The sequence below is a fragment of the Chromohalobacter sarecensis genome, from assembly GCF_023061135.1.
Classification (GTDB): domain Bacteria; phylum Pseudomonadota; class Gammaproteobacteria; order Pseudomonadales; family Halomonadaceae; genus Chromohalobacter; species Chromohalobacter sarecensis.
In genome coordinates this window covers 306,620-321,012 of sequence record NZ_JAKGAN010000003.1, presented here as the reverse complement: position 1 = coordinate 321,012, position 14,393 = coordinate 306,620, and the positions used below count along the sequence as shown (strand labels likewise).

The 14,393-nt window shown below is 60.9% G+C and carries 13 protein-coding genes; 6 read left to right on the top strand and 7 right to left on the bottom strand.

Going from position 1 to position 14,393, the window contains the following annotated elements; all coding sequences use genetic code 11:
- Positions 1-177: 177 nt before the first annotated feature.
- The 3 genes from L1071_RS07295 to L1071_RS07285 all read left to right on the top strand — a co-directional run bounded on the left by L1071_RS07295 (position 178) and on the right by L1071_RS07285 (position 3,478).
- Positions 178-780 (top strand): porin family protein, encoded by a 603-nt coding sequence (locus L1071_RS07295; RefSeq protein ID WP_246970853.1) that lies wholly within the window; start codon positions 178-180, stop codon positions 778-780.
- A 162-nt stretch (positions 781-942) separates the two neighbouring features.
- Positions 943-1,431 (top strand): ribonuclease E activity regulator RraA, encoded by a 489-nt coding sequence (gene rraA / locus L1071_RS07290; RefSeq protein ID WP_246970850.1) that lies wholly within the window; start codon positions 943-945, stop codon positions 1,429-1,431.
- Positions 1,432-1,663: 232 nt separating this feature from the next.
- Positions 1,664-3,478: a glycerophosphodiester phosphodiesterase gene (locus L1071_RS07285; protein WP_246970834.1), complete on the top strand. Its 1,815-nt coding sequence runs from the start codon at positions 1,664-1,666 to the stop codon at positions 3,476-3,478.
- A 115-nt stretch (positions 3,479-3,593) separates the two neighbouring features.
- On the opposite strand, the gene ppsA is transcribed toward L1071_RS07285, so the two are convergent.
- Positions 3,594-5,984 carry a phosphoenolpyruvate synthase gene (gene ppsA, locus L1071_RS07280; protein ID WP_246970831.1) on the bottom strand — a complete coding sequence of 797 codons (2,391 nt, stop codon included), beginning with the start codon at positions 5,982-5,984 and terminating at the stop codon, positions 3,594-3,596.
- 266 nt (positions 5,985-6,250) lie between these two features.
- On the opposite strand from ppsA, the gene ppsR reads away from it, so the two are divergent.
- Positions 6,251-7,084: a posphoenolpyruvate synthetase regulatory kinase/phosphorylase PpsR gene (gene ppsR / locus L1071_RS07275; protein ID WP_246970813.1), complete on the top strand. Its 834-nt coding sequence runs from the start codon at positions 6,251-6,253 to the stop codon at positions 7,082-7,084.
- A gap of 26 nt (positions 7,085-7,110) precedes the next feature.
- Here ppsR and L1071_RS07270 read toward each other — a convergent pair whose 3' ends face one another.
- The 6 genes from L1071_RS07270 to L1071_RS07245 form a co-directional block, all read right to left on the bottom strand.
- Positions 7,111-8,214 (bottom strand): enoyl-CoA hydratase/isomerase family protein, encoded by a 1,104-nt coding sequence (locus L1071_RS07270; RefSeq protein WP_246970810.1) that lies wholly within the window; start codon positions 8,212-8,214, stop codon positions 7,111-7,113.
- Between the two features lie 58 nt (positions 8,215-8,272).
- Positions 8,273-8,854 (bottom strand): hypoxanthine-guanine phosphoribosyltransferase, encoded by a 582-nt coding sequence (locus tag L1071_RS07265; protein WP_246970807.1) that lies wholly within the window; start codon positions 8,852-8,854, stop codon positions 8,273-8,275.
- Entirely contained in the window at positions 8,847-10,160 is a 1,314-nt protein-coding gene (locus L1071_RS07260; protein ID WP_246970805.1) for a mechanosensitive ion channel family protein, read from the bottom strand. The genes L1071_RS07265 and L1071_RS07260 overlap by 8 nt, the downstream gene beginning before the upstream one ends.
- 51 nt (positions 10,161-10,211) lie before the next feature.
- Entirely contained in the window at positions 10,212-11,234 is a 1,023-nt protein-coding gene (gene nagZ, locus L1071_RS07255) for a beta-N-acetylhexosaminidase (RefSeq protein WP_246970801.1), read from the bottom strand.
- A gap of 83 nt (positions 11,235-11,317) precedes the next feature.
- Entirely contained in the window at positions 11,318-11,836 is a 519-nt protein-coding gene (locus tag L1071_RS07250) for a L,D-transpeptidase (protein ID WP_246971163.1), read from the bottom strand.
- Positions 11,836-12,495, bottom strand: a complete 660-nt coding sequence (locus L1071_RS07245; protein ID WP_246900675.1) for a TetR/AcrR family transcriptional regulator — start codon at positions 12,493-12,495, stop codon at positions 11,836-11,838. Before L1071_RS07245 ends, L1071_RS07250 begins: the two co-directional genes overlap by 1 nt.
- A 194-nt stretch (positions 12,496-12,689) precedes the next feature.
- Between L1071_RS07245 and lexA the strand changes: the two genes are divergently transcribed.
- Both lexA and dinB read left to right on the top strand, forming a co-directional pair.
- On the top strand, positions 12,690-13,328 hold the full coding sequence (lexA, locus tag L1071_RS07240; protein ID WP_246970798.1) for a transcriptional repressor LexA: 639 nt from the start codon (positions 12,690-12,692) through the stop codon (positions 13,326-13,328).
- Between the two features lie 18 nt (positions 13,329-13,346).
- On the top strand, positions 13,347-14,393 hold the full coding sequence (gene dinB, locus L1071_RS07235; RefSeq protein ID WP_246970789.1) for a DNA polymerase IV: 1,047 nt from the start codon (positions 13,347-13,349) through the stop codon (positions 14,391-14,393).

The following is a 14,393-nucleotide window of genomic DNA, read 5'->3' as shown; positions in this document are numbered from 1 at the left end:
GTTCGCCTTGTCAATGAGCCGGACAGACGCTTAGATATGAAACGCTCGTTCGCGTCCCCGTGCCATACGGCTATGGGATGAGACGGCAGGATGCCATGACATTCCGGCCGCCCGATGCTGCGCCTCGAAGACCGGCAAACAAGGGTGCGCCGTAATGAGAAAATCAAGGAGAACCCCATGAAAATCAAAGCTTTGCTCACCGCTTCCGTGGCCACGTCGAGTCTGCTCGTCCTCGCCCCCAACGCCATGGCCGCCCCTAACCCCGAAGGCTTATACTTCGGCGTCGGGACCGGCTTTAGCTCGCTGGAAAACGATGACGGCGAGATTGACGATTTCGTCGAGTCGGGTAGCGAGGACTTCGACACCGACGATGACGACAACGTCTTCAAGGGTTTCGTCGGCTACAACTTCAACCGCTACTTCGCCACCGAGGCGTTCTATGCGGACCTCGGACGTGTCGAGCTCAAGGGCAACGACACGGCCAATACCGACCTCGAGTCGAAAGCCTACGGCGTCAGCTTGGTCGGCAAACTACCCATCACCCATTGGTTCGAGTTGTTCGCCAAGGCGGGCATGGCGAAGTGGGAAACCGACGTCGACGGTAATCTCGGTGGTGCGAGCACCGACCTGAAGGACAACGATGGCGTAGACCCGGTCTACGGTGCCGGTGCGCAGTTCAACTTCAATCCCTTCCTGGTGCGCGCCGAATACGAGCGCTACGACTTCGACAGCGACTACCAGATCGATTCCTTCTCCGCATCTGTGGGCTGGCAGTTCTAAACAACGCCTCGGCGTGCAGCGCTATACAAGACGCCGGGCCTTGCCCGGCGTCTTTCTGTCATTTTGCTAGCTCTTCTCCCCCCAAGGCCGCAATGGCGCGATGCTCAAGGCATGACATGATGGCATCTGTTTCAGTGAATGCCGCACAGGCGAGGAGACAGCATGCCCACTATTATCACCCCCGATATCTGTGACGCCTATCCCGACGTTAAGGTAATCGAACCATCGCTGGCCAATGTCGGTGGACACGACGCCTTCTACGGGCCGGTGCGCACGGTCAAGTGCTTCGAGGACAATTCCCGCGTCAAAGAAGCGGTCAACGAATCCGGCGATGGTGCCGTCCTGGTCGTCGACGGCGGTGACTCCTGGCGTTGCGCGCTGCTGGGCGACATGCTGGCGGCCAAGGCCGTCGACAATGGCTGGGCCGGCATCATCGTCCATGGTTGCGTGCGCGATGTCGATATCCTCAACGAGACCCCGATCGGTATTCAGGCGCTCGGCACGCACCCTCGCAAGAGCGAGAAACGTGGCGAAGGCCAGCGCGATATTCCCGTCACATTCGGCGGCGTGACGATCGCACCGGGGCAGTGGCTTTACGCCGACAACAACGGCATCGTGATTGCTCATGAGGCGTTAACGCTAGATGACTGATGGCGCTGATATTTGCCTGCAGCGAGCGACGATGCGAGCCTAGGCACTATCTGAAAAGTGCCTGCGCTCGACCATACGGCGTTAAAAATGGGCTCAAAGTACTCATTTACGACCTGTAAACTCGGGTGCGAGCCCAGTCCGTCTTTTCGCCAATTTTTGCCTTGTCTGATCATCGCTCGTCGACTTTTCAGACGAGGCTAGCAACATCCAGATAGGAAACGAAGGAGTTGTCATGCTCGCCACCCGCACGTTGCTGGGTGACATTGCGACCCAATTGCGCGCTCAGGGACGAGCGCTACTGGTTTTTCATCTATTCTTCACTGTCCTCGCTACGGCCGTATTGGTGCCGTTGACGACCTGGACTTTGACCAGCCTGCTGCATGCCTTCCATCGTCCCGCGCTCAGCAATGCCCAGATCGCCGACATGGCGCTTTCCCCCTTGGGCCTTGCCTGGGGTCTGGTGGCGCTGGGCCTGAGTTTTCTGCTGATTTTCCTGCAGCAAAGCGGCATGATGCGATTGGTCGCCGCGCCCGGTCCGGGACGCTACCGGGCGACGATGAACACGCTGTGGCAAATCGGTCGCCGCTTTCCGGATATCGCCGGGCTCACATTTCTCCAGGTCGGCGCCCATTTGCTGCTCGTCGCCCCGTTCGTGCTGCTGATCGGCTATTGCTACGATGCCTTGCTTGGCGATACCGAGCTGTACGTCGTGATGCGTATGAAACCCCCGACCTTCTGGTATTTCGCCATGCTCGGCGGTGGCCTCGCTCTCATCGCACTATGGCTACAAGCACTGCTTTATGCGCGTTGGTTCCTGGCACTACCCGCCCTGGTGCTGGACCGTCTTTCCCCTCTCCAGGCGCTGACACGCAGTCGTGCGCTGACACGGGGACGACACACCCGTATCACGGCACTGGTACTGGTATTCGCCCTAGGGGTCGCCGCACTGCCGGTTTTATTCAGCATCCTGTTCAATAGCCTGGCTTCGCCGCTGATCAGCCACCTACCGGATCGTATCTCGCTGCTGATTCCTGTCATGCTGGTCTACGTGGCGGCCTATACGCTGTCGATCATCGCCGTGACGTTTCTGGGGGTCGTGGCCAATAGTCTACTGGTGGCCAATCTCTATCGACGCTTGGGGGGCGGCATACTCGGTGTCGCGGACGCGCCGGCGCCCCAGAAATCGGGCTGGTGGGCCTGGACCGCCGAGGCCGTCTTGCTGGTCTTCGCGCTGCTCCAAGCGGGGTGGGTGCTGAGCGACTTCCAACTGCGCGACGATATTACCGTCACCGCCCATCGCGGCAGCTCGATGGCAGCACCGGAAAACACCCTGGCATCGATGCGTCAGGCCATTCAGGAAGGCGCCGACTACCTGGAACTGGATGTCAGGCTACTGCACGACGGCAATGTCGTCCTCTCGCACGACCGCACGCTGGAACGCCTTACCGGGCAAGCACTGGATATCAACGACCTGACGCTAGAGGAAACGCGCGATATCGATATCGGTAGCTGGTTCGATGCGGACTTTTCCGATGAACGCTTGGCAACGCTCGACCAAGTGATTGGCCTGGCGCATGGCAAGGCGCGCCTATACGTCGAACTCAAACCAATTCCCGGCAACGAGCAGGCACTCATCGAAGCAGTCGTCGAACGCTTGCGACGTTACGGCATCGCCGACAGCGCCGTAATCGCCTCGCTATCGCCGAGGGTGATTCGGGACGTCGCGGAATACGCCCCCGACATCGATACCGCGCTCTTCGTCCAATTCCTGCTACCTGGGGCTTTGTCTTCGACCCCGGCTGATATCATCGGCCTGCGTCACACTCGCGCCGATACCGGCACCATCAGCATGGTGCATGACAGCGGCCGCGAATTGCATGTCTGGACCGTCAACAGCACCCGTGACATGTCGCGCTACATCGATATGGGCGTCGACAATATCATCACCGACCGACCCGCGACGCTGATCGACTTGCTCAACGAACGCGCCACCCTCAGCGATGGCGAGCTGCTGCTAGTCAAACTACGCAACTGGGTGCATCAGTGAATGGAGCTAATAGAAGCAAGCGCTCACCCGCAACATATGCACCGTCTCCGAAAAAGGGCGCACCTCTCGGCGCGCCTTTCCATTTTCCAAGGTCAATTTTCGAGAAGCAGCCGATTCAGCCGACTTTTTCACCGGCCAGCATGAACCAGGTTTCGAGCACCGCATCGGGATTCAATGACACCGAATCGATGCCCTGCTCCATCAGCCATTTCGCGAGCTCGGGATGATCCGACGGTCCCTGACCGCAGATGCCGACATATTTGCCCTGTGCCCGGCACGCCTGGATGGCCATCGCCAACAGTTTCTTGACCGCCGGATTACGCTCGTCGAAGAGATGGGCGACGATGCCCGAGTCGCGATCCAGCCCCAGCGTCAACTGCGTCAGGTCATTGGAGCCGATGGAGAAGCCATCGAAATGCTCCAGGAACTCGTCCGCCAAGAGCGCATTGGCCGGCAATTCGCACATCATGATGATCTTCAGGCCCTGGCCCTGAGGAGAGGAAGAGGCCCCTCGCTTGAGCCCATTGGCTTCCATCAGGGAAACGACCTCACGCCCTTCTTCCGGCGTTCTCACGAAAGGCACCATGATCTCGATATTATCGAGCCCCATGACATCGCGAACCCGCTTCAAGGCGCGGCACTCCAGCTCGAAGCACGGGCGGAACGTCTCGGAGATATAGCGCGAGGCGCCGCGGAACCCCAGCATCGGGTTCTCTTCACCGGGCTCGTAGAGCTTGCCGCCGATGAGATTCTCGTATTCGTTGGACTTGAAATCGGAGAGCCGCACGATGACGCGTTTGGGATAGAACGCCGCCGCCAGGGTGGAAATGCCCTCCACCAACCGGTCGACGTAAAAACTGACCGGGTCATCGTACCCAGCGGTCCGCAGATCGATGGTCTGCTGCAGGTCGGCGGGTAGCGTGGCGTAATCGATCAATGCTTTGGGATGCACGCCGATCATGCGATTGATGATGAACTCCAGGCGTGCCAGCCCGACGCCCGCATTGGGCAAGCTGGAAAAGCCAAAAGCACGGTCAGGATTGCCGACGTTCATCATGATATCGAAAGGCAGCGCCGGCATGTTGTCGACCGTCGTGGTCTGACAGTCGTAATCCAGCAGGCCATCGTAGACATGGCCAGTGTCACCCTCGGCACAGGACACGGTCACCTCGCGGCCATCGGCAAGCGCCTGGGTCGCATCGCCACAGCCCACCACGGCGGGGATGCCCAGTTCGCGGGCGATGATCGCCGCATGGCACGTACGCCCGCCCCGGTTGGTGACGATCGCCGAGGCGCGCTTCATGATCGGCTCCCAATCGGGATCGGTCATGTCGGTCACCAGCACATCACCGTCATGCACCTTATCCATCTGCTCGGGACTGGCCACGACTTTGACTGCGCCCTGGCCGATGCGCTGACCGATGGCTCGACCATCTACCAGTACACGGCTTTTTTCCTTGAGCTGAAAGCGCTCAAGCTTGCCGCCTTCCACGTTGGAGACCACGGTTTCAGGGCGTGCCTGAACGATGTACAGCTTGCCATCGTCGCCATCGCGCGCCCATTCGATGTCCATCGGGCGTCCATAGTGCTCCTCGATGGTCACCGCTTGCCGAGCCAACGCCATGACCTCGTCGTCGCCGAGACAAAAACGCTGGCGATCGGCGTGCGGTACATCCACGGTCTTCACCGAGCGGCCAGCGGCACTTTCCTCGCCATAGACCATCTTGATCAGCTTGGAGCCCAGTGTTCGCCGCAGCACGGCCGGACGCCCTGCCGCCAGCGTCGGCTTGTGCACATAGAATTCATCGGGGTTGACCGCGCCCTGGACGACCGTCTCGCCCAGTCCCCAGGAACCCGTCACGAACACGGCATCGCGGTACCCGGATTCGGTGTCGAGCGTGAACATCACGCCACTGGCCGCCGTTTCGGAACGCACCATCTTCTGCACGCCAGCGGAAAGCGCCACGTTCTCGTGGGGATAGCCACGATGCACGCGGTAAGCAATGGCGCGATCGTTGAACAATGAAGCGAAGACCTCGTGCACGGCGCGTTTGACGTTGTCGAAGCCTTCGATATTGAGGAAGGTTTCCTGCTGCCCCGCGAACGACGCGTCGGGTAGATCCTCCGCCGTCGCGGAGGAGCGTACCGCCGCCTTGAGGTGAGGATGCTTATCCTGCAATTGGCCATAGGCCTCGGCCAGGACCCGCTCGAAAGCCGGCGGCAATGGCGTATCGATGACCCACTGACGAATCCGCGCCCCTGTCTCGGCCAGCACCGTGACATCGTCGACATCCAAGCGCGCTAACGCCTCGTTGATGCGCTCGTTGAGTCCCTCGTGCGCGAGGAATTCACGATAGGCGACGGCGGTGGTGGCAAACCCGCCGGGTACCGTGACGCCGGCATCCGCCAGGTTGGAGATCATCTCCCCGAGCGACGCGTTCTTGCCACCCACCCGCTCGACATCATCCATGCCAAGCTGATCGAACCAAACGATATACTCTTCCAAGAGAACCCCCTCGAGTCAGGACGGTGGCGATGACGACGTCGTCACAGCCAGTACCGCGCAGGGCGCAGCGGATGCTCGTACCCTATCAAGGGGCCCTACTATTCACCATTGGTCTAATAGCGAAGGGGGTGGAGTATTTTTACAACAACACGGCATTTTCGAGGATTCTTGTAGTCGCCGTGCCCAGCGCGACGAACGCCTATTTGCGCTTGCCAGCAAGGGGCCAGAGAATAGACGTAAAATTTTCGCCACGTTCGGACATTGCCATGCCCCGCACCGCTTACTTCATCTCCGATGGTACCGGCATTACCGCAGAAACCCTGGGCCGCAGCCTGCTCGCCCAATTCGAAGGCGTCGAACTCAATTTGGTGGTCAAGCCCTATATCGATACGCTGGAAAAAGCCCACACCCTGGCGGCCATCATTGCCCAGACCGCCGAACGTGACGGCGCCCGCCCCATCGTGATCGACACCATCGTCGATCAGGCGATTCGCACCATCATTGCCGATGCGCCGGGCTTCAAGGTAGACATCTTTTCGACCTTCCTGGCCCCGCTCGAAGAAGAACTGGCGACCCATTCCACGTATACCGTGGGACGCACCCATGCCATCGGTCGCGACGATGTCTACATGCACCGTATCGACGCCGTGCACTTCGCTCTCGACAACGACGATGGCGCACGCACGCACCAATACGATCAGGCCGATGTCATCCTGGTGGGCGTCTCGCGTTGCGGCAAGACGCCCACCTCGCTCTATCTGGCGCTGCAATTCGGCATTCGTGCCGCCAACTATCCCCTGACCGAGGACGACCTGGACGAAGACGGCATGCTGAGCATGCCCAAGGCATTGGCGCCCCATCGCCACAAGCTATTCGCCTTGACCATCGACCCACGCCGGCTCGCGGCGATTCGCAGCGAGCGTCGCCCCAATAGTCGCTACTGCTCAATGGATCAATGCATGCAGGAACTGCAGCAGGCCGAGGCACTGTTTCGCCGCTACCATATTCCCTATATCGACACCACGCGCTTTTCCATCGAGGAGATTTCCACGCGCATGATCGCCGAGACCAACCTGACACGTCGTTTCAGCCCGCGTTGATGCTCAACCCGCCGGAACCGGAACGCTCAAAGATCGGCGAGCGGATGCGTCTCGGCATCCCACAGCGGCATGAAAAAGCCATCGATGTAGCTCGCGGGCACGCTGGCGACATCCTTGTAGGCCCATTGCGGCGCCCGGTCCTTGTCGATCAATAGCGCGCGAATGCCCTCGGCGAGCTCGGTATGCCGACAGCATTGCACTGACAGCATCAGCTCATCGCGAAACGTCTCCGCCAAGCTGCCATGCCGATGCCGACATAGCATGCGCCACACCAGATGCGCGGTGGCAGGGCAACCCGCCGCCAGACGTGCACGATTGGCGGCCAGCCAGGCATCTTCACGCGGATCGTCGAGGATGCGACGTACCACCTGCGTGATATCCGCCGCATCACATAGAGACTGCAGATGATCAAGACGCGGCATGACCTCGGCCTGCGGCGCCAGCGTCCGGGTCTCGAAACCACGCAGGATCTCCCTGACCGCTTGGTGAGGGTAGCGATAATCGGCACGCTCCAGGGCCTTGAGCACGTCTTGCCGCGCCTCACTGGCGATGACGCGATCCGCGAGCCCCAGCTCGAGGGCATCGCGCGCATTGAGCTGGGCACCGGTCACCCCCAAGTAAAGTCCCACCCCTGCCGGCATACGCTGGAAAAACCAACTGGCGCCGACATCGGGATATAGACCGATACTGATTTCCGGCATGGCCAGGCGGCTGGTCTCGGTGACGATACGCTGATCGGCGGCGACCAAGAGCCCCAGGCCACCGCCCATAGCAACGCCATCGCCCCAGACGATGAGCGGTTTGGGATAATGATGCAGGCAATGATCGAGGCGATACTCGGCCTCGAAGTAAGCCTGAGCGGCCTCTCCCTCGCCCCCGGACGACTGCGTCATAGCGCGGTACAAGGCGACCACATCGCCGCCCGCGCAGAATGCCTTATCGCCCGCGCCTTGCAGCCACACCGCGTGCACCGATACATCGTCCACCCAGGCGTCGAGCTTGGCATGCAGCGAGGTGATCATCGCCAGTGACAAGGCATTGAGACTGCCGGGCGCATTCAGCGTGGCGATACCGATGCGCCCGCCGTCACGCGTGGGCTGCTCTTCGAAGGTTACCTCGGATTCCGTCATCACCCCCCTCACCTTGTGCTGCGAAAAGACGATGGCTTTATGGCGGCAGAGCGCTTACTCACATACCGCGCGGCGCGAAGATCCCCGGCGCATTGCGCCAGTAGCCCTTATAGTCCATACCGAAGCCGAACACATAGCGATCGACGACTTCGAGGCTGCAATAATCCGCCTGGAGATCCGGTACGGCCTTACGGTCGTGACGCTTGTCGACGAGTACCGCCGTCGCAATACTCGCCGCCCCCGCTCGACGACAATAGTCCAGAATCGCCGCCAGCGTCGTGCCTTCATCGAGGATATCGTCGACGATCACCACATGGCGATCGGCCATGGGAATCTCGGGTGAAACGCGCCAGAAAAGCTCGCCTCCACGCACACCGCCCCGATAGCGCGTCGCATGTAGATAATCAACTTCCAGCGGGAAGCCGAGCCGTGTCAGTAGATGCCCGGTGGTGATCAGACCGCCGTTCATCACGCAGTAGAAAACCGGTAGCTTGTCGCCCAGGTCTTGGGTGATCTCTTCCGCCATACGATCGAGCGCACGCTCGACTTCCTGCTGCGAAATGAGGCAATCGGCATGCGCCATGACATCGCGCATGGTCGCCAGTGATTCCTGGCACACGGGAGTAGATTGGTTAGGCATCGGATTCCTGGTCGTGATCCTGGGAAGCTTCATTCACTTCGCCTCGTCCGGCATTGCGCGAACGCTGGCGAGACGATGTATAGGGCGCCTCGCGGTCGGACGCCGCTTGCGAGTGGGTGGTACCGGATGTCGCGTTCTGATCGTCACCGGCATCGGCGTCATTATTGCCGGCCTCGTTCTGCACACTATCACCGCTCGTTTCGTCGGTGATCGCCACCGGGCCAGCAATATGCAATTCGGAAGCGGGCAATGCCAGACGTGCTTCATGCTCGCGAACGATATCGTAGACACGCAACAGAATGTCCTGCTTCATCGACTGGAATTCGGCCCAGTCAGTGGTCTTGGCAAAGGCATACACGATCAACTCCAGCGCATGTTCACCATAGCTCTGGAAGTACACCAGAGTTTGCTCATCGGTATCCACGTCATCATGCGCATCGAGCATTGAGCGGATTGCCTTGACGATGTCAGACACACGCTCGATATCGGTATAACGCACCCGGATGGTTTCGTATAGGCGCCGATTCCACATGCGTGAGGGGTTCTCGAGCACCAGGCTGCTGAAGGCGGAGTTGGGGATATAGATCGGACGCGACGCGAAGGTGCGGATGCGCGTCAAGCGCCAGCCGATATCTTCCACGACCCCTTCGATATCGCGATCTGGAGATTTGATCCAGTCGCCGACGCGAAACGGCTTGTCCAGGTGAATCATTAATCCACCCAAGAAATTGGCCAGCATATCTTTGGCGGCGAAGCCGATGATCAGCCCGCCAGCCCCACCGAAGGCGGCCACACCCGAAGGCGAGACACCCAAGCTCGTGAGAATCAACAACCCGATGATGACGACGACCACCGCGCCCAATATCTTGGCCACGGCCGATGCCGTATCGGCATCCATGGACTTGCCACGATGCCCCGCTGGCGGAAACACCAGACGTTTTTCGAGAAGCTTCACGGCCCTGAGCCCCGCCCAGGCCAGCAAGAGCAACGTAATGACGGCGCGCGCCTGGGTCAGATGCCCCTCCGCCCACTCGATCTCCCAGTGATAACGAACCACGGTCAGGCAGAGAGTGACACCCATCAGCCAGATCCAGAGGCGCAACGGGCGTCGCAGTGCCTTGATCAGGATGTCTGCCCAACGATTGTTGGTCTTCTCCAATAACGGCCCGAGACGCCAGATGACAACCCAGCTCACCAGGTCGACGATCAGCGTCAGGGCGATAACCAAACCAATCGCCGCCACCCACAGCGGCATGCCGAGAGTGGTTTGAACCCAATCCATCACGGGAGAGAAAAAATCAAACACGAAGATCCTTCCTTCTAGTACAGGTGGCTACGCTGGTAGTCAGTGGCGGGGTCAGTGCGAGGGCGTTTCCGAGAGTGCTTCGAGACGGGCATGCGCACGACGCCAACGCGCCAACGCCGGCAGCGTCTCAAGCTCGGGGCGGGCCCGGCCGTAACGCAACTTGCCCAGACGCTTGGAAGAATGCCCGGCCGCCACATCGAGCACTTCGAGCGCCGCAGAACGATCATTACACACCAGTACCATGTCACACCCTGCCGCCCAGGCGGCCTCGGCACGCGCCGAGGGTGACCCGGCCACGTGGGCGCCGGCCATGCTCAGGTCATCGGAAAAGACCACGCCTTTGAAGGAGAGTTCCTCGCGCAACATACCTAGCCAGGAAGGGGAAAAGCCCGCCGGGCGCGAATCGAACGCGGTATACACCACATGCGCCGGCATCACGGCATCCAGCTTGCCGGAGAGCGTCTTGAAGGGCACCAGATCATGCTCGCGCAACGCGGATAGTGAGCGCGTGTCCTCGGGCAAAGCATGATGTGAATCGAGACTGACGCCGCCATGCCCGGGGAAGTGCTTCCCCACGGCGATCATGCCGGCCTCGTGCAACCCATCGATGAAGGCCTCGCCAAGCACCGTGACGATGTCGGGATCGGCGGAAAAACTACGATCACCGATAGCCGGCGAATGCTGATCGTCGACATCGAGCACCGGGGCGAAGGTAATGTCGAAACCGCAGGCCGCCATCTCCATGCCCAACAGCCAGCCGGTTTCGTGGACCAGGGCGCGCGCCGCATCGGGCATCTCGGCATACCCGGCTGCCAGCGTCGCCATGGACGGCAACCGCGTCACGCCATCGCGTAGGCGTTGGACACGCCCACCTTCCTGGTCGATCGCCAGCAGCATATCCGGGCGCACGTCGCGAATCGCCCGGGTCAAGGCTCGCACTTGCTCGGCATCATGCGTATTGCGCTGGAAGAGGATTACCCCACCGATCTCGGGGCGAGCCAGAAGACGGCGTTCATCGTCGCTGAGTTGGGTACCTTCGATGTCCAGCATGACCGGGCCGAGAGGTTGGGTCATCGTCGCGCTCCTGGCAAATGGAGGAAGGATTCTATGCGGTGAGCGGCATGACGTCGAGCGCAGCCCCTGTGTAAACACCCTCTTCAGTCATGCAACCAGACCGGCGTGCCGGCCGGCGCGGCTTCCAATACAGTCAGCAATGCCTCGTCACGCAGCCGAATACAGCCGTGCGAGGCCGGCGTCCCCATCGGCTCCTCGGCGGGCGTGCCGTGCAGGTATATATAACGGCGCTGGCTATCGACATCGCCCCCGCGGTTGACGCCCCTTTCCAGACCACACAACCACAGGATACGCGTCAATATCCAATCCCGCTCAGGGTGAGTACGGGCCAGTTCGGGCGTCAACACCTCGCCGGTGGGACGCCGTCCGCGAAAGACACTGCCGGGTGGCAGTCCATTACCGATAACCGCGCGCACGTAATGCCAACCGACAGGCGTTTGCCCGCTGCCCTCGTGCTGCCCGACACCATGAGCGCCCGAGGAAATCGCGAACGTCTCGCGGCACGCGTCCCCTTCACGGATCGTCAGCGACTGCGCGCCGAGATCGATGTCCAGCCAGATACCTTGTTCGGGGGGCAGATCGGCGAGTTGTGGCGTTCGCATCATCCCGCCACCTTCAGCGCATCATCGGGCAGTGGCGCCTGCATGCCGGCCACGACCACCGGGCGCAGACGCCGAATCAAATCGCGCACGCTGACATGCTCGTGATAATCCTTGTCGGCGATATCGCGCAAGGCATCGAGACCCGACAACGTGAAGATCACCGTGCCCAGCATGAAGTGTAACCGCCAGAAGCGTTCCGCCTCGGGCAGTTCCGGCGTGGCACGACGCACCAGGTCGCTGAAGCGCGAGAACACATTGCCATAGTGTTCCTGGATGTAACGGCGCAAGTGGCCCTGGGCCTGGGTATAGGCGAGCCCCAGCAAGCGCATGAACACCTTCAGGCTATTGCGCTCGGCGGGGACTTCCAACACCGTGCGCGCCAGCGTCTCCAACAACACCTCGAGGGGAATGGCCTCGTCCCGGTATTGCACCTCGAGCTCATCCAGGGCTTGGTGAAAGCGCTCGGAAAAGGGATCGAGATAGCGCGCGAAGACCGCCTGAATGAGCGCCTTCTTGGACCCGAAATGGTAATTGACGGCTGCCAGATTGACCTTGGCCTTGCTGGTGATGGTCCGTAGCGAGGTCTCGGCGAACCCCCGCTCGGCGAACAGGACCTCGGCGGTATCGAGAATGCGCGTCACTGTATCTGTCTGAGCCATGGGGCGCCCCGCGTGGAATAAACGGATGTTTAAAACATTTCGATTCTAAGCCTTGTCGTCGATAACGACAAATCCTCCACGTTTGAAACGCCATGCCCCTGTGAGAATGACGGCGCGAATGGTTGCACCACGCCAAAGACTGGATACAATCACATACTGTATGCTTGAACACGTCAGTGCCTGCCGGAGGCCCCATGTCTCGCTCGTTAACTTCGCGCCAGCAACACGTCTTTGATTTTATCGTCAAGACCATGAATGAGCTTGGCTACCCACCGACGCGCGCCGAAATCGCCCGGGCCTTGGGCTTTCGCTCGCCGAACGCCGCCGAGGAACATCTTCGCGCGCTCGATCGCAAGGGCGTCATTCGCATGATTCCTGGCACTTCACGCGGCATCCGCCTCACCGGGGAGGACGATAGCGCTTCGGCCAACGGCGACGGCCTGCCGGTCGTGGGCGAGGTCGCCGCCGGTAGCCCGATCCTCGCCGCGGCACACATCGACCGGCACTGCCCTCTCGCACCCGACTATTTCACCCCTCGCGCCGATTACCTGCTGCGCGTTCGCGGGCTCTCGATGAAAAATGCCGGCATTCTCGATGGCGACCTGCTCGCCGTGCATCGCACTCAACAGATTCGCGATGGTCAGATCGTCGTCGCTCGCCTGGAAGACGATGTCACCGTCAAGCGCTTCAAGCGTCAAGGCCATCATGTCTGGCTGCTCGCCGAAAACGAGGATTTTTCACCCATCGAGGTCGATCTACGCCACCAGGAACTCGAGATCGAAGGTCTCGGCGTCGGCGTGATTCGTGGCGGCGGCGGCAACGGCCTGCACTGAGCCGACACGCCGTTCATCATGCGCAAGATCCTTCACGCCGATTGCGACTGCTTTTATGCCGCCGTGGAAATGCGCGACGATCCAGCGTTACGTGACATTCCCCTGGCGATCGGCGGCAGCCCCGAAACGCGTGGCGTCGTCGCCACTTGCAACTACCCCGCGCGCGCCTTCGGCATCCATTCGGCGATGCCCATGGCGCGCGCCATGCGCTTGTGTCCGCATCTGACACGGCTCTCCCCGGACTTCGACAAGTATCGCGCCGTTTCGGCGCGCATCCAGGCGCTGTTCCATGAATTGACGTCACTGGTGGAGCCCTTGTCTCTCGACGAGGCGTATCTAGATGTCAGCGAGGTCACACGCTTTCAGGGAAGCGCGACCTGGATGGCCAAGTGGCTCAAGCAGGAGGCGCTGGCACGCACGGGTATCGTCATCTCGGTGGGCGCGGCACCCAGCAAGTTTCTCGCCAAGCTGGCCAGCGACTGGGATAAACCGGATGGGCTATGCGTCATCGCGCCGGACGAAATCGAGCCTTTTCTCCTCGCCTTGCCCGTCAAGCAACTGCACGGCGTCGGCCCGGCAACGGCGGCCAAGCTCGAAGGCCTAGGCATCGTCACCTGCCGCGACCTGCGTGAATGGCCACTCGAATCTCTGGTCGAGCGCTTCGGCAAGTTCGGACGTCGACTATTCGAGCTGGCGCGAGGTATCGACGAACGCCCGGTACAGATCGAGCGTGAACGCAAGTCTGTCAGCGTGGAGACGACCTATCACCGCGACCTGCCCGACCTGGCAAGCTGTCACGACGCGCTCTCGCCGCTCGTTGAGCGCTTGATGGCGCGCCTGACGCGGCACGGTACGCCGGCCATTCACAAGCTGTTCGTCAAGGTTCGCTTCGATGACTTCAGCAGCACGACCCTGGAAACCACGGGTCGCGAAGCGCTGGCCACACGCTTTCAGGCTTTGCTGGACGGCGCCTGGGCACGCGGCGAACGTCCCGTTCGCCTACTCGGGGTCGGCGTACGCCTGACGCCCGAGGCGCAGCGCCGTCAGATGACACTTTTCGACTGA